Consider the following 19,768-nt stretch of genomic DNA (forward strand, 5'->3'; position numbering starts at 1 on the left):
AGGTGTGGTAGTAATCGTCTTAACACTTTTCTTGCCGGTCGAAACAAAATAGTCTACGCGCAATATTGATCCAGGCCATGGGGGCCAGGATGGCTGCAACTGGTTAATCGATGTACAAAAAAGTCCGCACACCCTGCATTGGGGTTTGCTCAACGGGAATAGGCGACGATGTTTGCCGAGGCTGTAAGCGATTTGCCCACGAAGTGATCGACTGGAATGCCTATACCGAGGAGCAGCGCCGTATTATTGCTGAGCGGCGTGAGGGCTATTTGGTGAATGCGGTGCGCAGCCAGTTAGAGATTGTTGATGAAAAGCGCTTTGTGGCGCAGCTGTATCATCAACAAATCCGATTTGATGACAGCCAGAGCCCTTATTGCTGGGTGTTCGAATTGTTGCGTGCGGGCGCCAGCCAAATTAATGATTTACGAGAATACGGCCTGAGCCCAACGCCCCAGGCACGTGGCGTGCCCCTGGTAGAGGTGCGCCAGCGTATTGATGAGGATTTTTACGCTTTATCAGTTGCCTACTACCAGCGTTTTGTTGCTCCCGGCGTCATCAAGGGCTGATATTGCGTGGTGGGGTGGCAGTACTTCTCGAAAATACACGGCCTGTTCAAGTAGAACTTGTAGCGAAACTGAGAGCTGGGTTTTCTATTGGGTTGTTATAGTTTCTAAAAATGAAAAAGCGGCCTCCCAGGATTTTACCTTTGCTCCCGCAAGAATACCCGCAGTGCGGGAAGGAATGCCTCGGTAGAGAGCGCCAGATCGCGCCTTTGGCGGCGCCGACTCAGGCTGGGCTGGTGATCTACCCGGGTAAACTCTGGCAGCTGTCCGGCCTCATTTCCCTCCACCAGGATCGGCATGGATGAATAACCAACCTGATGGTATTCATCTTCTTCTCCAGGTTCATGGCTATAAAAAATCTCTGCCACCTGAAGGTTGGGGCGGCTCTGCACTTGTACCTGGCGCAAATCATCCTGTTGGCTCTTGTGCAGGCCAGCGAGTAGCTGCCGCTGGTATTGAATACCGGGATCAGACCCTAGCGGGTCCAGCTGGTCCAGTTTCTTTTCACACCACTTTACACTCACCTTGCGAATCGATTTGCGTGCCTTTATCCAGGAAAGGGTGATGGCATCGGGCCGCCTGGCGCAAAGCAGTACCAGCCGATAGCACTGGCGCAGGTGGGCGCGGGGGAAACCGGCATCTGCCAGTACCTCCCGCACCGTGCGATCTCTCTCTGCCACTGGTCGCTCCCCAAGTACCGCCCGGAAATCGGCAATAGCCGCACTAAAGCTCTCTTTATGGGTATTAAGCTGCTGTGCCAGCCTCAATGTCTTTTGGGGTACTGCGAGAAGTCCGGGAAGCTGCAGGGTTGCGCGGGCATCGCTGCCAGAATCCACTGGCTCTGCATAGTCCAGCTGGGTATAGAGAGCACCAGCCAGTGAAAATGGCCGTTCGAAACTTTGCCCTAGAGCCAGGGCTGTCTCCTGTGCGAACTGAGGTTGCAATAAGTAATGCTGCCAGGGCTTGCCCGCACTTTGCAGCTGCTCCAGAGATTCGCGCAGTTGCCCTGCGCTACTGTGGAGCTGCTCCAGTAAAGGGGCGATTGTGCGGGCCAATTCGCGGTGATCTTTCATTGACATTGTTTTGGAGGGTTTTTGAAAATCTATATTAATTCACTTAATAAACCGTTATCAATCTAAATATCCTGAGCTGGGTACCAATTTGTACCTTCTGTCGGTGTCGGTTGTGGTCAATAGTAGGGGGAGTCAAAGGTGACTTAGCGGATAAGCCTGCGTTTCTTTGAGCAGGCCGCTATAATCCCGCGCCAAGTGATTTACTCCAGTTGAAATATCTATCTTATGAGTGCCCAAGTCCCCGACCTTTCCCCTATCCATGAATTCCTGCTGTGCTCAACCCCGGATGCCTGGATTGAAGCGGCGCTGGCCGAGCCTGAAATGATGTTGGTTGACCATGCGAACTGTGAAAAGAAAGCGGCGGGCACTGCGCTCAACTTGATGTTCCGCTACCTGAATGACTTTGAGTTGCTGAACAAAATGTCGCGCTTGGCTCGCGAAGAGTTGCGCCATTTCGAGCAGGTGCTGGCCATCATGGAAAAGCGTGGCATTGCCTATCCCCATGTAAGCGCTTCCCGCTATGCGGCGAGTCTGCGCGCGGAAGTGCGCACTACTGAACCGGATCGTTTGGTCGATACTTTGATTTGTGGTGCGATTATTGAGGCGCGCTCCTGCGAGCGCTTTGCCAAGATTGCCCCTTTCCTGGATGAAGAGCTACAGAAGTTTTATCTGTCTCTGTTGAAGTCTGAGGCCCGCCATTTCCGTGACTATCTGCACCTTGCCAAGAAGGCCGCGGGTGAAGATATCGAGCACCGGGTGCAGGCCCTGTTGGAAGTGGAGAGGGATTTGGTCCAAAGTAGCGATGGTGAATTCCGCTTTCACAGCGGAGTGCCGGAGCACTGACTCTCAGTTATTATCGAGGCTGGCGATTAATTTAAGAAACTCCCCAAGATCTCTGCTGTTTTCATAGTCTACCGAATATTTGTTATGGAAAAAGACGGTTAGTTTTACCTTGGGTGAATTGATAAAAACCGTATAACCGTCAAAGTCGGTGCTCATCGTCAGCCCTTGGAAATGCCAGCCATCGGCCTCCTTTTGCCCTTCTTTGGTGGCCCGATCGAAGACCCGCAGTGCCTGTTTGACGTCGACTTTGTGTTCTTCTTCCATAAGCTTGATCTCGTGCCACTAAACTAGTTGTTCTAATTGGAGGTTTCTTGCCGGACTGAACAGGAAGCTTAGACAACATGGATAGTCATGGCTATCAACAACCTGTAGTGGATACCCGCCTGTTTGATGCCCTGGCATATTTGGGGCTTGCTCCCTTTGTCATAGGCATATTGCTGCAGTCGCTGGAAATTTCACTGCTGGGTATTGATGGGCGCCTGTTTTTTTCCGCATATAGCGTGGTTATTCTCAGCTTCCTCTGCGGTATTTGGTGGGGAGGAGCACTGAATCGCCCTGGCCATCCTCACCGAATTGCCCTGGTGTTACTCAGCAACCTGGTAGCTCTATTTGGGTGGGTAGGGATGTTGCTATACCAAACTTCTTGGGGGCTTCCTGTTCTGGCTATCGGCTTTGCTTTTGTTGCCTGGATGGAGGCGCGGCTGAATCCAAATCTACCCGGGCGCGAACAGTATTTTCGCACCCGCAGCAGGGTGACCTGGCTGGTGATTGGGTGCCACTTGATTATGATTTGGGCGCAGTAGATTACAATGCGGGCTTGGCCACCATTAGGTAGACAATAGCTACCGTTATTGGAAATGCGGTAGCCCCAAGCAAACACCAGATGCGCATAATTTTACCGGTTTTCCTCTTGCATGACCCACTGTCTGTATGAGCGCGTAACTGATACTGCAAGTACACCACTGGTAACCACAGCAGGAACATAACTGCAGTGAGCCCCGTAGCAACTTGCAACCAAGCTTGCTGCATCCAGACTGGATGGATTGTCAGCATACCAATAGCGCTGCCCAATAGTCCCAGTACAGCACTACCGGTAAATATCCAGTCGGCGGCTACAGTTTCCCGGCTTACCCAGCGGAGGACCTGTGAGTCTCCGGATAGCCAGCCGCGAAAGGTATACCAGGCAATGCCGGTACCAGTACCCAGGATGATAATCGCACAGAGGATATGCAGAGTTTTTAGTATCAGATAGTAGTTCATGAGTTTGCCTAGCGTAATGCTCGCCTAACGTAGGGGGTGCCGATAAAGATTTCAACGGGGAGGTAGATCTGAAATTAGTAACTTCTGAATAGTTTCACAATATCTTTGTGGTTTTTCAGATCTGCTTGGCGGGGTTATTTAGCGGTTCACCTTTTCTATTATGGATTCTAGGCGGTGAAATTAAGTCTCTTACATAAGCAATATCACAGGCTTTTTTATAGCCTGTAGGACGATCTAATACTGCTATATTTCACCTATGCGGAAACCGCCAATAAAGGTTGTGATTGTTAATAACCCTGAGTGGGGCCCGATCTATCCTTAAAAACTGCTTGTATACAAATATAGCCAGGTAGAAATCTGTTTTTTGCCTGCTTAATTTTCCCATTGGTAAAATGGTAGGTTTTCTCTATCTCTGGGTATATTTTGAGCGACGTACATGATCGGGCTAGGTGGGGTGTCACCGTCGCCCGCCTGATGCCAGGCACAATCATGTGATTGAACTATTTTTTCCTATGCTTTTAGCATTCGTCGCGTATTTAGTTTCCTGCAAGTTGTATGAAAATCAAGTCGCACCCTGGTGGCAGGGTTATGATTATAGGGAGGCAGAGTGATATTTCGTTTACTGTTTGTAGTAGTGTTTGTTGCGATTGGTTTTGTTTTAGGCGTGTTATGGAAGGGCATGAGCTTCTAAATGATCCCATGAAGCTCACAGAGTCACTGAGGCTGTAAGAAACACCTGAAGCTGTCGGATCTCTCCCGAAAGGTACTATTCTATATCGTTACACGTCTGGTCCATCTACTCCTACATATATAGCTTTTGTAAATACGAAGAATGTGAATTTACTAGAAGCCATTGAATTTGAAAACTCAATAACGGTCTCTCCAATGAGTAGTTATGTCGAGTAGCTATGTCGAGTAGCGATGGCAGCGAGTAACGGTAGAGTAATACTTAGCGTATGAATTAGCCCTCCGAGAGTGATTTCTTACTCCTTTTGAGGGGTGTGGATTTCATACGAAGCTGCGCCTTACTTGTAACCGATTAGATGGCTATAAATGTCGGTGGTTGTTTGTTGGCTCCTGAATATGAGAGGAGGTTCAATTTATGTTTTGGCCAAAGAAAATTATCAGTGGGGGGCAAACCGGAGCAGATGTTGGTGGGTTGATAGGCGCCAAACGTGTAGGGATTCCTACTGGAGGCTGCGCACCACTGGGTTATTTGACTGAGGAAGGTGCCAGGCCAGAGATGTTGAAATCTTATGGGTTGGTAGAAAGTCATTCGGCAAACTATGAGGAGCGCACCGAGGAGAATGTTAAAAACTCTGATGCAACTCTGATCCTTGCGACAATGCCTAGTAGTGATGGAACTGCCCTTACTCTATATTACTGCCAGAAATTGGGTAAGCCCTGTATTTTGGTGAATCCATGGCGAAATTGCATTGTTGAAATCCGCGATTTTATAAATTCTGTGAGGCCGAAAGTTCTTAACATTGCTGGTAACAGGGAGTCTATTTCACCTGGGTTAGCTGATAAGACAGCAGACATAATTCAACGGGTTTTTTACTGACCTAAGTACTTTCTCTTGTTTTATGGTCTGAATGAATCAGTCGCTCGATGGGTTGTGGTGCCCGCAGGCGCAGATCCAAATTTTTATATTGCCCGACCGATATCCAGAAGAAAATACATAGTACACCGATGGTGACAGTCAAAGTGAAGTAATGTACCCAGGCGGGTTCGGGACCGCCAGGCAGCAAATGCTTTTCTTCCACGCTTCGGCGACGATTTAATATCAGTGCATAAAAAATGACGGTGGTGATGACAAAAATTAAAGACCAGCGTGTTTGTTGTGCGTTTGATCCAACCAGTGCGATCAGGCAATAAACTGCAGCTATAAGCAAGATAACGGTGAAAATACTGTATTCATGATGTGGCATTTTGCCGTATGCGAGTATCTTGAGCGCCACTGCAGAATAGATATAGGGCAATAGCGTCATTATTACCGCTACCGAAGCGATCTTGCCAAACTGCTGGCTGGCGCTGGGCGAGATAGTAGCGAGTACCAGTAGTGACATCAGTATTGCGACAAGAGTAAGGCCCGCGGAGGGCACCCCCTTATTGTTGGTTCTGGCAAAAATACTGGCAAACAGCCCATCGTCGGATGCGGCTTTAGCTGACTGCCCCACAAGTAGAATCCAACCGCCTAGAGAACCGATACAGCCGATGGCTGCACATATCGCAACTATATTCGCGGCGGTGTTACCGAGTGCCAGACGGGCAGCGTCGGCAAATGGGGCTGAGGAAGCCAGCAGTTCTTTATTGGGGACCATTCCCATAATGACCGATGAACTCAGCACATAAGCCACTGATGCAATCAGAACGCCACCTACGGTTGCGATAGGTACATTTCGAGTAGGATTTTTAACAACAGCAGCAGATACAGAAGCTGTTTCAACACCGATAAAGGCCCATAGGGTAAAGGTGAGGGTAGTCATTACTGCGCTGATATCACTTTTGCCGGATACGTTCCAGCTTGAGCTAAAAGTCTGGCTATCGAACCAGAACCAGCCAAATATGGCCGTGCCCAGGATAGGGATTAGTACCAGGCTAGTGGTCAGGGATTGGATGCGTCCTACAGTGCGTGGCCCCAGGATATTGGCATAGGTAAGTAGCCAGATTAGTGCTACTTGGGCCAGGGCGAACGTAAGAGGATCTTTGAGTGGGGGAAAGAAGTGCGTGATGTAACCTAACCCAGCAGTAATCAGGGCGACATTGCCAATTACGTTGGCCAACCAGTAAACCAGGTTGGTCTGGTAACCGATATAGTCACCGAAGGCTTTGCGTGCATATGCATACGGGCCGCCAGCGGCTGGATCTAACGCGGCGAGGCGTGCAAAAACCAATGCCAGGGCTACAGCGCCGACAACAGTTACCAGCCAGCCTATCAGGGATATGCTGCCCACTACGGCCAAATTGGCAGGTAGCATAAAAACCCCGGAGCCCATCATATTGCCTGCCACCATGAGTGTGGCTGGTAGCAGGCTGATCTTACTTACTTCGCTGGGGAGCTGGGCTATGGCTGCACCTCCGGCCTCAGGGCATAGATATGATAGCGCCCATTGCGAACTTCCACGCCGTGATTGTCATGGCTAAAACCGGGAAATTCGCGATCGAAGGACTCCAGTACCTGCAAATATTTCAGAGCGGGGCTATCTGCAGTGCCAAAGTTCTCACCCGGCATCAGTAGCGGAATGCCGGGAGGGTAGGGGGTTACACCGGTTGCCGCAGTGCGCCCAGCCAGCTGGTTCAGTGGCAGCATCTCCACATCCCCACGTACCAAAGCCTCGTAAGCCTGAACGGGGCTGCAGTCTGCACCGGGTAGGGCGGAAAAACCTGCTGACATTGTTGCGGTGCTACGCAGCTTTTTCATGCCGGCGAACATTTTGTCGGCCAGGTCGCGCAGGCCAATATCGCCATAGGTTGGATGCTTTTTAAGTAGATTTGGCAAGCATTGGCTGATGGGGTGATTGGCGTCGTAATCCCGCTTAAATGCGAGTAGGGCGTTAACTAAAGTGCCCCACTTGCCTTTGGTGATGCCAATGGAAAACAAAAACAGAATGGTGAAGTCTGTAGTTTTCTCGACGATTATTCCAAGATTATCAAGATATTTACTAATGATACTGGCTGGTATGCCCCATTTATCCAGCTCTCCATTGCGCTGCATGCCGGGGGTGGTGATAGAGACTTTGATGGGGTCTAGCATGCAATAGTTTTTTTCCAGGTTGCCGAACCCGTGCCAGGACTCACCGGGATCTAGCAGCCAGCAAGCTGCTTCCTTACACAGCAATTCAGCGGGAGCTGCGTGAAATGCATAATTGTGTCCGCTACTGGGATCGGTTACCCGATCCGGTTGCCAGCCATCAAAAAACCACTCGCCTTTGTCCTCATACTCCCTTTTTAGACGTGCCAGTACCTGGCGAAAGGCCACGGCTTCGGCAATGGATTCACCAGTTAAGGCGGTGCCGCCAGGACCATCCATCATGGCGGCACTGACGTCGTTGGAGGCCATGATGGAATAGAGCGGAGATGTAGAGGCGTGCAGCATAAATGCCTCGTTAAAGCGTCCGTGCTCGATGGGACTGCGCCCATCGCGAATATGTATCATGGAAGCCTGGGAAAGCGCGGCGAGTAATTTGTGCGTGGACTGGGTGGCGAATTTGGTGGGTTTCAGGTTGGGCTCTGGGTCGTCGCTGTCGTACATGGCGAATCGATTCCGGTATATAGGATTGAACCGCGCATATGCGTACCAGGCCTCATCAAAATGCAGGCGGTCTACCGATTCCCCCAGCAGTTCTTCCACCCTACGCACGTTATAGCAGAGGCCGTCATAAGTGGAATTGGTAATCACCGCATGCACTGCCCGCTGGCCATCCGCCATTTTGGAGAGTGGGTTCTCTTGGATGGCCTGGTCTACCGCTCCCTTGGTCAGTTGCTCAGGCGGTATTGGACCAATCAGGCCGTAATGATTGCGCAGTGGCACCAGGTAGGCCGGTACGGCGCCAGACATGGTGATCGCATGTTCTACCGATTTGTGGCAATTGCGATCGCACAGCGCCAATTGCCCGCGGGTAACGGAAGCCATCACTATCACCCGGTTGGAAGTGGAGGAACCGTTGGTGACATAGTAGGTGCGGTCTGCACCAAAAACCTGCGCTGCGTAGTGTTCCCCTGCAGCGATAGGCCCTGTGTGATCAAGCAGTGATCCTAACTCGGTTACCGAGATAGACAGGTCGGAGCGCAGCATATTTTCGCCGAAGAAATCGTAAAAAGCGCGGCCGGCGGGGGATTTTAAAAAAGCGGTGCCGCCGGTATGCCCCGGTGTATGCCAGGAATATTCATGCACGCGGGCAAAATGAGTGAGGGCAGAAAACATGGGCGGCAATACCGCCTGGCGATAGCGCTCTATGGCCCCTTGGATACGCCCGCTGATAAAGGTGGGAGTGTCCTCCAGCATCCAGATGAAATCGTTGGCCAGTTCCAGTGCGCGGCGCGGCATATTGCCAACTGTCTCGCGGTCGGCGAGTAAAAAGACAGGCAATTGCAGATTGCGCGCACGCAACTGCTCCAACACGTGCAGGGCGGGGTAGTCGCCGTCACCAGGAAGTTCCCAGTTCAATAGCAGACACTGGATTGCGGGATTGGCTCGCAGCATGGCGCTGGCATCGTCACTGGAGACAGTGGTGATTAAGTCAATGCGACGAAGAGCCAGCTCCTCCTCAAGACGTGCCGCTGCGCGCCCAGGAGCGCTGTTGCTGGCGATTTCTCCACTGGCGAGAAGTGCCAGCAGAGAGTTGGGGACCTTTTCTCCAAGTTTGTGCATCACTTCCTGTCCCTTAGGCGCCTACCCAAAACGGCGGAGGGTGAAAAATATAATTTTCTCCCACAGATAGAGTTGTGTGATAACGCCGGCCTACTTCAGGAAGTTATCTTTTAACAAGTCGACCACTTCATCGGCGCGTCCATTGAGAATGGCCTTAAGCCCAAACAGGGCAGTTGAGGATACCTGCTGGGCAGTGACTTCTGGCGGCATCACCAATTCCAGCCGGTTTACGGTTACGTCGAGCAGCGCAGGGCCCTCTACTGCCAGCCAGCGCTTCATAGCGCCCTCAAGTTCTCCCGCCTCTTCGACTTTTTCTCCTGTAAGGCCGATCACTTCTGCCATACGACCGAAGTCGGGATTTTTCAGACCGGTGAAACTGTCCAGTATCCCTTCGATTCGCTGCTCCATTTCTACAAAGCCCAGCGAGTGGTTATTAAATACCAGAAGCTTGAGCGGTATCTTTTCCTGGACCAGGGTTAGCAGGTCTCCCATCAACATGGTCATACCGCCGTCACCACACATGGCGATTACCTGGCGCCCGGGATAGGCTTTAGCCATGCCCAGTCCCTGTGGGTATGCATTGGCCATGGTGCCGTGGGATAGGCTGGTTAGGAATGACCGCTTTCCGTTGGCGCGCAGCTGGCGCAGCAGCCATACCATGGGAGAGCCACCATCTGCGGTAAATACGGTGTCCTCGTCAGCCAGCTTATCGAGTGTCTGCGCTACAAACTGGGGGTGGATCAGTTTGGGGTCAGGTTCATGACCGCGCTCTTGCATTTGCTCGAGGTCTTTTTGGTAGCGCGCACGTAGGTCATCAAGGAATTTACTTTGCTTACGCGCTTTTAATTTTGGCAACAGAGCTTCAATGGTTGTATTTACGTCGCCAACCAGCCCCATATCAACCGGAGTGCGTCGGCCGAGATGAGCTGGCTCGATATCCACTTGGATAATGGTGGCTTTCTCTGGGTAAAACTGGGTGTAGGCAAAATCGTTCCCGAGGCAAAGTAATAAATCACAGGTTTGAATTGCGCGATAGCCTGCGGGATTACCGAGGATGCCATTCATACCCACATTACAAGGGTTATCGTGTTCCAGGAATTCCTTGGATTTTGTGGTGTGTACTATCGGAGCGGCCAGGTGTTGACCGAGATTTACCACTGCATCATGGGCGTTGCGGCATCCAATGCCACCATAAATAACAATATTACCAGCTTGGTTAATTTTCTCTGCCAGGGCATCCAGCTCTTGATCGGTGGGGCGCGTCAGCCATTGGGGACGGTGGACAGACCAGGGGACCGAATCTTTCACTTTGGTTTTAAACATATCGCCACTGACTACCACGACTGCCACGCCACGGTGATTGAGGGCGGCCTGTGCTGCCTGGCTGAAAATACGACGGGCCTGGTTTGGGTCTGCCAGTACCTCACAAAAAACTGAACACTGCTCGTAGATTTTTCTCTGGTCCACATCTTGTGGGAAGCCAAGCCCCTGTTCGGCACGGTCGATACAGGAGGCGACCAGCAGTACAGGCGCGCCATTTCTGTGGCTTTCAAAAATACCGTTAATAAAGTGCAGGCTGCCGGGGCCTGCGGTGCCTGCACAAATGCTTAGTTCACCACTCAGGTAAGACTCACCTCCGGCGGCGAAGGCACCGACCTCCTCGTGGCGTACATGTATCCACTCGAGATCTGAGGTGCGTACGGCTGAGGTGAAATGATTGATGGTATCGCCGACGATTCCATAGCAGCGCTTGGCCCCGGCTTTTACCAGGGTGTCGACGACAACCTCCGAAACGGTTTTCATTTTAATCTCCACAAAAAAGGGTGTGGTAATAGAGTTGCTTATTCCGAAATACGCCGGATGCCTCTGTCCAGACCGTGCTCCAACTTAAATGCAGGTTGGAAAGAATTCGCTTGGGCGGCTAGCCACCAGCGCCCGTAAGGGGTTTCCTCAGGTGCATCAATCAGGGAGTTTTCCTCGATAAAGTGCCAGATGTGATGAATGGGCAGGGTCTCGACCGCATTGATATTGTGATATAGGTGATAGGGTTGCAGGTCTCGAGGATCTGTCAGCCCGGCGGCAGCAACAATATCCCCGAGAGCTTCCAGGGTTTTTGCTTGGAATGCTGCTGCGCGCTTGCTCTGCACATCTACCACCAGTCCGCGTTGTCGCTTGGGATCCTGGGTGGTGACACCGGTCGGGCAGGTATCTGTGTTACAGCGTAGAGACTGGATACAACCGATGGAAAACATGAAAGGACGTGCTGCATTGCACCAGTCGGCGCCAACTGCCAGGCACTCAGCCAACCCTGAGGCGGAATAGACTTTGCCGCTGGCAGCCAAACGTATTTTGTCGCGTAGCCCGGCGCCCACCAGAGCATTGCGCATTACGATCAGCCCTTCAATTAGGGGCATGCCCACTCGGTTGGAGAGTTCCAGTGGGGCTGCTCCGGTCCCGCCTTCGGAGCCATCCACCACGATAAAGTCCAGCAATATTCCTGTTTCATGCATGGCTTTCATAATGGCCATGACTTCATAGATATGTCCGACACAAAGTTTGATGCCCACTGGCTTGCCACCAGAGAGGGTGCGCATCTGCTCTGCAAATTCCAGCATTTCAATGGGGGTGGAAAACATTGAGTGTGCGCGTGGTGAAACACAGTCGACCCCTGGTTTTACCTTGCGGGTGGTAGCGATTTCCTGGGTGACTTTTGCACCGGGTAGGACTCCGCCATGGCCGGGTTTGGCGCCCTGGCTTAATTTGATTTCGGTCATCTTGACCTGGTCATTGCAAGCCTCGCGAAACAGGTCGGGGTCGAAACTGCCATCATCCTTGCGCGCGCCAAAATAGCCGGAACCCAGCTCCCATACCAGGTCACCGCCATGTTTTCTGTGGTAAGGACTTATGCCGCCTTCACCTGTGTCGTGATAGAAGCCACCGATTGCAGCGCCTTTGTTCAGAGCTTCAATCGCTGCGGCGGATAAGGCTCCGAAGCTCATGGCAGAAATGTTGAGTAGGGATGCGGAATAGGGCTTAGAGCACTGCTCAGTACCCACTTTTAGTCGGACACTCATATCCGCTTTTTTTGCTGGTGTAATAGAGTGCGTCAGCCACATCTGCTCGCCGGAATAGACATCTTGCTCTGTGCCGAAGGGGTGCATATCAGATGTTCCCTCGGCGCGGGCGTTTACTAATCGCCTGGCCTCATAGCTAAACGGCCTGCCTTCCTCATCGCCCTCCACTATGTAGGCGCGAAAGTAGGGACGGAGGTTCATGAACATCCAGCGAATACGGGCGGCCACTGGAAAATTGCGGGTAAGGGTCCACTGGCGTTGGAATATGTCGTAAAGACCCAGAAATACCAGGAACAGGCTCGCTGCCAGCGGGATTAACCACCAAGCGCTTCTGGAAAAGGTGAGCACCAGAAAAATAGGTGTGAGCACCAGGCCCGTCAGCGGAATAATTGCGCGCTTAATTCCGTTTCTACTGGCATAAGCACGCCAAGTACTAATGATGATCATAGGGGGTGCGGCTCGGTATCTTTACAGGGAGTTCTGATACTGAACCTAGATCATCTTGGGGTATTTTGCCGCTATCCCGAGCTATCAAACGTTAAACAGGCAGTTAAGAGAGCGGTTGCCAGTATAAAGTTAATGATGGGCTTAAGAGTAAAAACAATTTGGCGGATTTATCACAATAGGTGTCCTGTGTGATCCATAAAAAGCTAGCTTCCACTGGCGGTAATTTTTTAGTGAATAGCGATCGGACAACTTGTACTTTTTCAGGGGGTACATCTAAGCCTGGCTGTGGCCAATTTTGGCAGTATATTTCTGATTAAATAGACAAAAATGAGGTGCGGTGGAGTCCTTTAATGGAGCAAAAGATGCCGGATTGGGAAAGTTATCAAAATGTGCCTCTGTCGATTACCGAGAGGAGCATTTACAATCTTCATCGCCGTAGGGCTTTGGCAGATATGATTGCACGAGCTATGTGCATAGAGGGGCCCATCAATACCGGGTTGTTTAAGGACGCTATTCGGCGAACCGTGAATCGGCACCCAGTTTTTCTTTGTAGGTATACCAAAGAGCCTGTGACGCGTTTTTTTGAAAATTTTGAAGTGGATTCTATTGATATCCGCGAATTGAATATTTCTCAAAGAGAGAGCTTCTTGCGGCAATACAGTAATGCCCCAATGACATTGGATACCGACCAATTATTAAACCTTAGTCTGCTGCGTACAGGAGAGAACGAATATATTTTTTTGGCAAAATGCCACCATATTATTGCTGATGGTATTAGTTTGTCATTACTTTGGTCAGAAATACTGACTGAGTATCGGCAGCTCGAGGAGGGGAAAAGCTACCAGCCATCACCCGACTCCGTCAATTTTGCTGACTATATCAGATTTGAAAATAGATACGTTCTCTCCAGGCGCGGTGAAAGAGCTCTACATAGCTGGCGGGACAAGCTAGCAAATGAAAACGATGCAATAGAGAAGGCGTCCAGCGGAAAAATGGTTTCTCTTTGTTGCGACGTGCTGAGCAGCGATATAAAGGCTCATCTTCTTACCCAAATTCGTGCTCGGGCAGATGCTGCAGGAGTTAGTCTTTTCGCATATTTGTGCTCTAGTTTTCAACAGGTCCTGATTGAAAAGCTAGATAACCATTTCTGGCTTAATACAAGTCTGTCCCTGCGGATAAAGCGTGAGCATAGGAGAGTGCTCGGGCCAATGTTTCGGCTGGGCAACCTACTGGTTCGGAGGGAGGAAACCTGGGAGGTGAAGTTAGCTCGGCTATCCAGAGAAATCCATCATGCAATACGGACGGCTTATGTTGCCGACTCTATTGGTCCTCATGGTAGTGTGGGCAATAACCTCTCGGCTCATTTTTGTTACTTAATCAATTTTTTCAACGTAGCAAGGGATCAAGAAGATTTTCAGGAAATCTATACTGGTGATGTTTCTAAGTGGGTCCGCCTAAATGAAAACATAAAAATTCGTACTATTAATTTGCCTGCACGAATTACGCCCTATGGGATTTATCTTTCTCTTGCCTGTTACGGGGAAATGCTGCGCGCCAACTTCGTTTACAATGTTAATTGCTTTAACCGCGAGAAAATTGAGAGTTTATTTGAGCGATGGCGCTATCTTTTGCTGCATGGGTAGTTAATGTACTCAAGAAATTTATAAGGACTGCCTCTGGAGTCAATGTACCTAGTACGATGTCTAGTGGCAGTTCCTCAATTCCAGGGGGGATATTTTTAAAGGGCAATTGCAGGCATTCGTTCCCGGGAATGTGTTTCCATTGCAGTGACTATGGAATAATCATTCAGTTCCACCAAGATTTCATCAAGGGTGAGAAGTTGCCAGCAGGCCTGGGCGCCGGGCGAGGGCCCATTGCCTGCGAGGAATTTCCGTGCCAATGCTGCTGCCGGTGCAGCCGGAATCCAGGGGCCGTCACCATTTAGACCGAGAACCTGCCATTGTCGCGTAGCAGTTTCTCCATGTTGGTTTTCACCTTTTGCACGAACAATCATTCCACCATGGGGCGTGCCGCCGGGCCAACGGGGTGCCAGCTTGTGACCCAATTGAGCCAGGCGTGCGCTGGTGGCCGGCAGATGAATACGAGCCAACCTGGCGCAGGCGGAAAGGCCCACCTGCAAAGTAAGCGGCTGGAGCCCTGTTGCAAAACGTGCACTGCGCAGCCCGGGAAGATGCTTGGGGCAAAGCTCCAAGTCGGGCACATCGAAATCACACAGCCAACGCTTTCCCACCGGGTGCGCCAGGGTTATCGGGCGCAGGTGCTTCCCGGCAAAGGATTCACGCCAGTGACCTTCCTGAAGCTGCGGAAAACTGTGCCCCAGGGATTCGAAACCCGCGTATACCGTAGCCAGACCCCGGTCAATTCGATGTGCCGGTGCAATGGCAATCTCTAGAGAGTGGATCACCGGCAATTCCTGACCGATTTCCATCAGTGCCGCAGAACTCAGCCCGGGTAGGCTGCTGGCACCGGAAACCATGGCAATGCCTGCGGCTTCTGCAGCGGGCGAGAGCCGATGAAAGTCACATACAAAACGGCGCCCATCGGAGATGTCGATATAAGGTGTGTGGGATTCGATGCAGGCTTTGGCAACCCGATAATCAACTTCCTTTTGGAATGGTCCGGCGCAGTGGATCAGCAGATCCAAGTGCAATGCCCTCAGTTGTGCAGCCAGGTTGATGGAATCCCGCTCAAGGCGCAATCCCTCGGCAAGACCGCCAAGTTGCTCTGCACAGCGGTCTGCCAATCCCTTGTTGCGCCCGGCAATAATCAGTTGGATATTGGGTTCGGATTTCAGCATTTGCGCAATACGCTCGCCAAAATTGCCGTAGCCGCCAAGTATCAATACACGTTTGTTTAGGTTGTTGATCACTTGGATCGAACTCCTACCTTGAGGTCTACAAGAATCATGCAATGGGCCAGCATTGTAAATCAAGTAGATCTTGATGCGTCTGGGGGGTTGTTTTTCCGCCAGTGCGATTTTCTGGCGGGGGTATACAAGCGGTAAGTTTGCGGGATTTGTATATCCTTAACTCATACTTTCGCTGGAAGTATCAGTATGCAGTCAATTGGAAAATCTCGCATAGTGACAATTGACAACGGTGCCTTATACGACAGATCCATCGCTTTGTATCGCTCAGGTGTAGATGTTTGTGAGCGGTCATCAATGTACTGGGCGTCCGGATTGCCGTCCAAGGGCCAGCTGGTTGCTCCGAAACAAGAACAGGCCAGGAGAGTACCGTGGCTGGCTGGAGTTCCTCATTCAGTGTGCCGCTTTCGATAACTGAGCAGCGCATCTACGATTTGAACCATCGCAAATCATTAGCGGACCTGATTACACGTGCGATGTATGTGAAAGGGGACGTCGATATTGAGCTGTTCGAGAAGGCAATTCCAGGAGTTGCTAATTCCTACCCTATCTTTCGCTGTCGATATGATTCATCCCCCACTCGCAGCTTTAAAAACATAGAACTGGATTATTTAGACATTCGCCATATGAGCGAAACACATATAACCAGTTTTTTACGCCAATTCAGCAGCTCTCCGATGGATCTCAATGCAGACCAGTTACTGGGGCTTAGTCTGTTCCGTACAGGTGAAGACGAATATATTTTCCTGACCAAAAGCCACCATATCATTACGGATGGAATTAGCTTGTCGCTTCTTTGGGCAGAGTCTCTGAAAAATTACTTAAGCCTTGCTGCTGGAAAAGGGTTTAATCCCAGAGTGGAAGATACGGATTTTGCCGACTACATCAATTTTGAGGAGGCCTATCTGGATTCCGAACGGGGGCAGAAGGCGCGCTACTACTGGCTAAATATGCTTAGCGAGGAACAAGAAGCCGTTGAGCGGGCATCTCATCAGGAGATTGTCTCGCTTAGTTGTGATGATGTGTGTGACTTGATTGAAGGGGAGGACTTAGTCCGAATTAAGGAGCAGGCGAATTCGGCAAATGTCAGCCTTTTTACTTATTTATGTGCCGCTTACCAGCAGACACTTTGTGAATTCCTGCATTTTGATTTCTGGATGAATACGAACTTATCCCTGCGCCTCAAAAGAGAACACAGAGAGGTGTTCGGTCCAATGTGTCGCTATGCATGCTTGAGAGTGCGTAGAGATGAATCCTGGAATGAAAAACTGAGTCGGCTTTCCCTGGAAATAAAGCGTGCGGTTCGTACAGTATATGCCGCCGACTCTATTGGTCCCCATGGTTCTTTGGGTCATAGCCTGAATGCTTCCCGTGCCTATCTGATTACCTTCCTGCAGGCAGAAGAGCATCAGGAGGGTTTTACCGGTGTTTATACCGGTGAGAATTCAGACTGGGTATATCTCAGCGATGACTTAAAAATACGTACAATACCTCTACCGACACGCCTGACACCTTATGGCATATACCTGTCTATGGCTGCCTATGGCGGACGGTTGCGCTCCAGTTTTATCTACAATGTTAATTGCTTCACCCAAGAGCAAATGGAAAGCTTCGTGGATCGTTGGCATGCCCGTGTGATCTGTGGAGATGGGGATAGGATGCCCCCACTTTAATTGGCTTGTGCCCAAGCTGTACTGGTAATAGTCGTACTGCCTCAAGTTTTGACAGTTGTTGCTATGTCACGATGTGCCTTTGTTACCCTTGTAAACAGTCCAGATTATGTAATCGGCGCCACTGCTTTGAAGCGCTCCCTGGATCGGGTTGGCAGTATTCATCCCCTGGTATGCATGGTGGTTGCTGGCAGTTGTGACAGTCGCCCTCTTGAGCAGGCGGGCTGTATTGTACGGGAGGTGCGCCCTCCTTCACTTTCTGATGAATTTACCCTTCGGCATGGACGTGAGGCCTTACATAGGCGCGCTCCTTTTAATAAAGGGAAAAAGCCCGAATTTCATAATCCCTTGAATAATTTCTGCAAGCTGGCACTGTGGGGGTTGACTGAGTACGAAAAAGTTTTTTTTCTCGATGCAGATATTTTGTTGTTGCGTAATATCGACCACCTGATGACATTCCCGGAGTTTTGCGCGGCCCCCAACCTCTATGAGGGGTTGGATGGCTTCCACCGAATGAACTCAGGTTCATTCACTGCCGTACCGAGTGAGGCAACCTATCAGAGAATGTTGGCAGAGCTGGATCGCCCCGGTGTTTTTTGGCGGCGCACAGATCAAACCTTTCTTGAGACTTTCTTTTCCAGATGGCATGGACTGCCTTACATCTACAATGCCCTGCAGTATTTGTACCTGAATCTGCCACAACTATGGCAGTGGAGCAGTATCCATGTGATTCACTACCAGTACGAGAAGCCTTGGCAACAAGCACACCCTAAAGCTAAGCAGCTCAAACCACTGATTGATTTGTGGTGGGCGGTTTATGAGGGGCGGGATATCAGCGGTCAATTGGATCAATTGAGTCGTGCGCAACAGCTTCAGCCTAATGGAGGAATCTCGTGAGAATTGGTATCACCGGCGCTAGTGGATATGTGGGGCAATTTATTGTCAGGCATTTCCTGCGGAGAGAGTGCCAGGTGAGAGGATTGTCACGCTCCTTATGGAAATCTGAGATTTTCGGCGGTGACAGCAGGCTTGAATGGACCTGCGGTACTATGTCGAGCGATCAGGTACTTTCCGGGTTTGTCAAAGGGCTCGATGCGGTGGTCCATGGGGCTTTCGAGCATTTGCCGGGGCGATATCGTGGTGGGGAGGGGGGCAACCTTACCGGCTTCCTGGAGTCGAATTTGAATCGCACTCTGGCATTGATGCAGATGGCCCACGATGCCGGGGTAAAAAAATTCATATTTCTTTCCAGTCGTGCAGTCTATGCCACAGGACAGTTACGTGGCGACCTATGCGAGGATGGTGCAACCCAGCCGGAAACTTTCTATGGGGCATATAAGTCTGCTGTAGAGGCTATGGTATCTGCTTGGGCCGGGCAAAGAAATTGGCACGCGGTGTCCTTGCGCCTGACTGGTGTTTACGGTGTGGTAAATCCGTTAGTGCGCAGTAAGTGGTATGACATTGCTTGTGCGATTATCAGAGAGAAGCGCTATTCCCAGGGAAGGAATGCCACCGAGGTGCACGGCACAGACGTAGCCAGGGCAGTGGAATTATTACTGGAGGCGAAAGATGCTCGCGGCCATGCGATAAACTGCAGCGACCGAATAATAAGCAATCGCGAAGTGGCGGAAATTATCCAGTCGATTTCGGGCGCGCGTGGGCCACTGCCATCAGCAGCACAGGGGATGGAGCCGGCAGTGTTGGATTGTGCCTATTTAAGATGCAAGGGATTTCGCTTCGGGGGAGAGAAGCGCTTGTGGGAGAGCCTGCGGGAGCTGGTTGAGGCCGTGCGGGAAGAGCATAGCCTCAAGCAGTGCTGATCAGCCTATAGGCCAGTGGATCAACTCCAGCGAGTCCTTGCCCGCTTTCAAGCACCAGCCATTGCGGTCCCAGTCCCCAAGTACGATGCGCTCTGCCGGAGTTCCGTCAACGTCAAGGCTGTGGCGCCCGGGCCTGTGAGTATGGCCGTGGATCAGGGTGTCCACATTGTGCTCGCGCATTACCCTTTCCACCTCCTCAGGAGTTACGTCCATGATGTCTTCCGCTTTGCGGCTGTTCATCGCCTTGGAGGCGGCGCGGATCTGTGCGGCAATAGCACGACGCTCTTCAAGAGGCTTGGCCAGCAGCGCCTGCTGCCAGTTACTGTCGCGGGCCTGGCGGCGAAACGCCATATATTCCTCGTCTAAAGTGCACAGGCTATCGCCATGCATCAGTAGAGCCCGGTGGCCGGCAAGGGAGAGAGCGGTAGGGTCTTGTAAAAGCACTGCACCAACACGCTGGGCGAAATCAGTACCTAGCAGGAAATCGCGGTTGCCGTGCATCAAGTACAATTCTACACCGGTATCAGTGTAGTGGCTGAGTTCCCGGACAACCTCATCAATCAGCGGGGCATCGTCGTCATCGCCAATCCAGGCCTCGAAGAAGTCGCCGAGAATATACAGTGCTTCGGCACCGGCGGCTGGACCGCGCAGGAAATCAAAGAAAGCCCTGGTAATATCTGGGCGTCCCTCGTCGAGGTGCAAATCAGAAATTAAATAAGTAGACAATGTCCCCGCCTTAGAGTCTGAATGGACCCGA

Annotated in this window: 17 protein-coding genes; 8 read left to right on the forward strand and 9 right to left on the reverse strand. The window is 51.1% G+C overall.

The window, feature by feature from the left end; genetic code table 11:
- Window positions 1-110: 110 nt before the first annotated feature.
- Entirely contained in the window at window positions 111-566 is a 456-nt protein-coding gene (locus ABWV76_RS17165; RefSeq protein ID WP_282953125.1) for a DUF1289 domain-containing protein, read from the forward strand.
- Between the two features lie 134 nt (window positions 567-700).
- Here ABWV76_RS17165 and ABWV76_RS17170 read toward each other — a convergent pair whose 3' ends face one another.
- On the reverse strand, window positions 701-1,636 hold the full coding sequence (locus ABWV76_RS17170; RefSeq protein ID WP_282953126.1) for a hypothetical protein: 936 nt from the start codon (window positions 1,634-1,636) through the stop codon (window positions 701-703).
- 225 nt (window positions 1,637-1,861) lie between these two features.
- On the opposite strand from ABWV76_RS17170, the gene ABWV76_RS17175 reads away from it, so the two are divergent.
- A complete protein-coding gene (locus ABWV76_RS17175; protein ID WP_353376732.1) occupies window positions 1,862-2,479 on the forward strand; it encodes a MiaE family protein in 618 nt (205 codons plus the stop codon).
- Window positions 2,480-2,482: 3 nt separating this feature from the next.
- Here the strand turns inward: ABWV76_RS17175 and ABWV76_RS17180 are convergent, their stop codons facing one another.
- On the reverse strand, window positions 2,483-2,743 hold the full coding sequence (locus tag ABWV76_RS17180; protein ID WP_020413187.1) for a DUF3081 family protein: 261 nt from the start codon (window positions 2,741-2,743) through the stop codon (window positions 2,483-2,485).
- 77 nt (window positions 2,744-2,820) lie between these two features.
- Here ABWV76_RS17180 and ABWV76_RS17185 point away from each other — a divergent pair, with 77 nt between their 5' ends.
- On the forward strand, window positions 2,821-3,282 hold the full coding sequence (locus ABWV76_RS17185) for a DUF3429 domain-containing protein (RefSeq protein WP_020413186.1): 462 nt from the start codon (window positions 2,821-2,823) through the stop codon (window positions 3,280-3,282).
- 1 nt (window position 3,283) lies between these two features.
- Here the strand turns inward: ABWV76_RS17185 and ABWV76_RS17190 are convergent, their stop codons facing one another.
- Window positions 3,284-3,739, reverse strand: a complete 456-nt coding sequence (locus ABWV76_RS17190) for a DUF2269 family protein (protein WP_353376734.1) — start codon at window positions 3,737-3,739, stop codon at window positions 3,284-3,286.
- Window positions 3,740-4,841: 1,102 nt separating this feature from the next.
- Here ABWV76_RS17190 and ABWV76_RS17195 point away from each other — a divergent pair.
- Window positions 4,842-5,303 (forward strand): YpsA SLOG family protein, encoded by a 462-nt coding sequence (locus ABWV76_RS17195; RefSeq protein ID WP_353376735.1) that lies wholly within the window; start codon window positions 4,842-4,844, stop codon window positions 5,301-5,303.
- Between the two features lies 1 nt (window position 5,304).
- On the opposite strand, the gene adiC is transcribed toward ABWV76_RS17195, so the two are convergent.
- The 4 genes from adiC to ABWV76_RS17215 form a co-directional block, all read right to left on the reverse strand.
- The gene (gene adiC / locus ABWV76_RS17200) at window positions 5,305-6,810 is read right to left on the reverse strand and encodes an arginine/agmatine antiporter (RefSeq protein ID WP_353376762.1); all 1,506 of its coding nucleotides are present in this window, start codon (window positions 6,808-6,810) and stop codon (window positions 5,305-5,307) included.
- Window positions 6,807-9,113: an Orn/Lys/Arg family decarboxylase gene (locus ABWV76_RS17205; RefSeq protein WP_020413182.1), complete on the reverse strand. Its 2,307-nt coding sequence runs from the start codon at window positions 9,111-9,113 to the stop codon at window positions 6,807-6,809. The genes adiC and ABWV76_RS17205 overlap by 4 nt, the downstream gene beginning before the upstream one ends.
- 90 nt (window positions 9,114-9,203) lie before the next feature.
- A complete protein-coding gene (locus tag ABWV76_RS17210; RefSeq protein WP_353376736.1) occupies window positions 9,204-10,916 on the reverse strand; it encodes a thiamine pyrophosphate-dependent enzyme in 1,713 nt (570 codons plus the stop codon).
- 38 nt (window positions 10,917-10,954) lie between these two features.
- Window positions 10,955-12,634 (reverse strand): FMN-binding glutamate synthase family protein, encoded by a 1,680-nt coding sequence (locus ABWV76_RS17215; protein ID WP_353376737.1) that lies wholly within the window; start codon window positions 12,632-12,634, stop codon window positions 10,955-10,957.
- A 350-nt stretch (window positions 12,635-12,984) separates the two neighbouring features.
- Here ABWV76_RS17215 and ABWV76_RS17220 point away from each other — a divergent pair, with 350 nt between their 5' ends.
- Entirely contained in the window at window positions 12,985-14,277 is a 1,293-nt protein-coding gene (locus tag ABWV76_RS17220) for a condensation domain-containing protein (protein ID WP_353376738.1), read from the forward strand.
- 95 nt (window positions 14,278-14,372) lie between these two features.
- On the opposite strand, the gene ABWV76_RS17225 is transcribed toward ABWV76_RS17220, so the two are convergent.
- A complete protein-coding gene (locus ABWV76_RS17225) occupies window positions 14,373-15,524 on the reverse strand; it encodes a saccharopine dehydrogenase family protein (RefSeq protein WP_353376739.1) in 1,152 nt (383 codons plus the stop codon).
- Between the two features lie 368 nt (window positions 15,525-15,892).
- On the opposite strand from ABWV76_RS17225, the gene ABWV76_RS17230 reads away from it, so the two are divergent.
- From ABWV76_RS17230 to ABWV76_RS17240, 3 genes are all read left to right on the forward strand, one after another.
- Window positions 15,893-17,194, forward strand: a complete 1,302-nt coding sequence (locus ABWV76_RS17230; RefSeq protein ID WP_353376740.1) for a condensation domain-containing protein — start codon at window positions 15,893-15,895, stop codon at window positions 17,192-17,194.
- 63 nt (window positions 17,195-17,257) lie between these two features.
- Window positions 17,258-18,088 (forward strand): glycosyltransferase, encoded by an 831-nt coding sequence (locus tag ABWV76_RS17235; protein WP_040628812.1) that lies wholly within the window; start codon window positions 17,258-17,260, stop codon window positions 18,086-18,088.
- A complete protein-coding gene (locus ABWV76_RS17240; protein ID WP_353376741.1) occupies window positions 18,085-19,011 on the forward strand; it encodes an NAD-dependent epimerase/dehydratase family protein in 927 nt (308 codons plus the stop codon). Before ABWV76_RS17235 ends, ABWV76_RS17240 begins: the two co-directional genes overlap by 4 nt.
- Here the strand turns inward: ABWV76_RS17240 and ABWV76_RS17245 are convergent, their stop codons facing one another.
- Window positions 19,012-19,737 carry a UDP-2,3-diacylglucosamine diphosphatase gene (locus ABWV76_RS17245; protein ID WP_353376742.1) on the reverse strand — a complete coding sequence of 242 codons (726 nt, stop codon included), beginning with the start codon at window positions 19,735-19,737 and terminating at the stop codon, window positions 19,012-19,014.
- Between the last annotated feature and the right edge of the window lie 31 nt (window positions 19,738-19,768).

Source organism: Microbulbifer sp. NBRC 101763 (assembly GCF_040371615.1).
Taxonomy (GTDB): Bacteria; Pseudomonadota; Gammaproteobacteria; order Pseudomonadales; family Cellvibrionaceae; genus Microbulbifer; species Microbulbifer variabilis.

What these genes read in the sequence shown, in the direction of transcription:
- ABWV76_RS17165 (WP_282953125.1), top strand. Translation starts at nt 111, where the DNA reads ATGTACAAAAAAGTCCGCACACCCTGCATTGGGGTTTGCTCAACGGGA.
- ABWV76_RS17170 (WP_282953126.1), bottom strand. Translation starts at nt 1,636, where the DNA reads ATGAAAGATCACCGCGAATTGGCCCGCACAATCGCCCCTTTACTGGAG.
- ABWV76_RS17175 (WP_353376732.1), top strand. Translation starts at nt 1,862, where the DNA reads ATGAGTGCCCAAGTCCCCGACCTTTCCCCTATCCATGAATTCCTGCTG.
- ABWV76_RS17180 (WP_020413187.1), bottom strand. Translation starts at nt 2,743, where the DNA reads ATGGAAGAAGAACACAAAGTCGACGTCAAACAGGCACTGCGGGTCTTC.
- ABWV76_RS17185 (WP_020413186.1), top strand. Translation starts at nt 2,821, where the DNA reads ATGGATAGTCATGGCTATCAACAACCTGTAGTGGATACCCGCCTGTTT.
- ABWV76_RS17190 (WP_353376734.1), bottom strand. Translation starts at nt 3,739, where the DNA reads ATGAACTACTATCTGATACTAAAAACTCTGCATATCCTCTGTGCGATT.
- ABWV76_RS17195 (WP_353376735.1), top strand. Translation starts at nt 4,842, where the DNA reads ATGTTTTGGCCAAAGAAAATTATCAGTGGGGGGCAAACCGGAGCAGAT.
- ABWV76_RS17205 (WP_020413182.1), bottom strand. Translation starts at nt 9,113, where the DNA reads ATGCACAAACTTGGAGAAAAGGTCCCCAACTCTCTGCTGGCACTTCTC.
- ABWV76_RS17210 (WP_353376736.1), bottom strand. Translation starts at nt 10,916, where the DNA reads ATGAAAACCGTTTCGGAGGTTGTCGTCGACACCCTGGTAAAAGCCGGG.
- ABWV76_RS17215 (WP_353376737.1), bottom strand. Translation starts at nt 12,634, where the DNA reads ATGATCATCATTAGTACTTGGCGTGCTTATGCCAGTAGAAACGGAATT.
- ABWV76_RS17220 (WP_353376738.1), top strand. Translation starts at nt 12,985, where the DNA reads ATGGAGCAAAAGATGCCGGATTGGGAAAGTTATCAAAATGTGCCTCTG.
- ABWV76_RS17235 (WP_040628812.1), top strand. Translation starts at nt 17,258, where the DNA reads ATGTCACGATGTGCCTTTGTTACCCTTGTAAACAGTCCAGATTATGTA.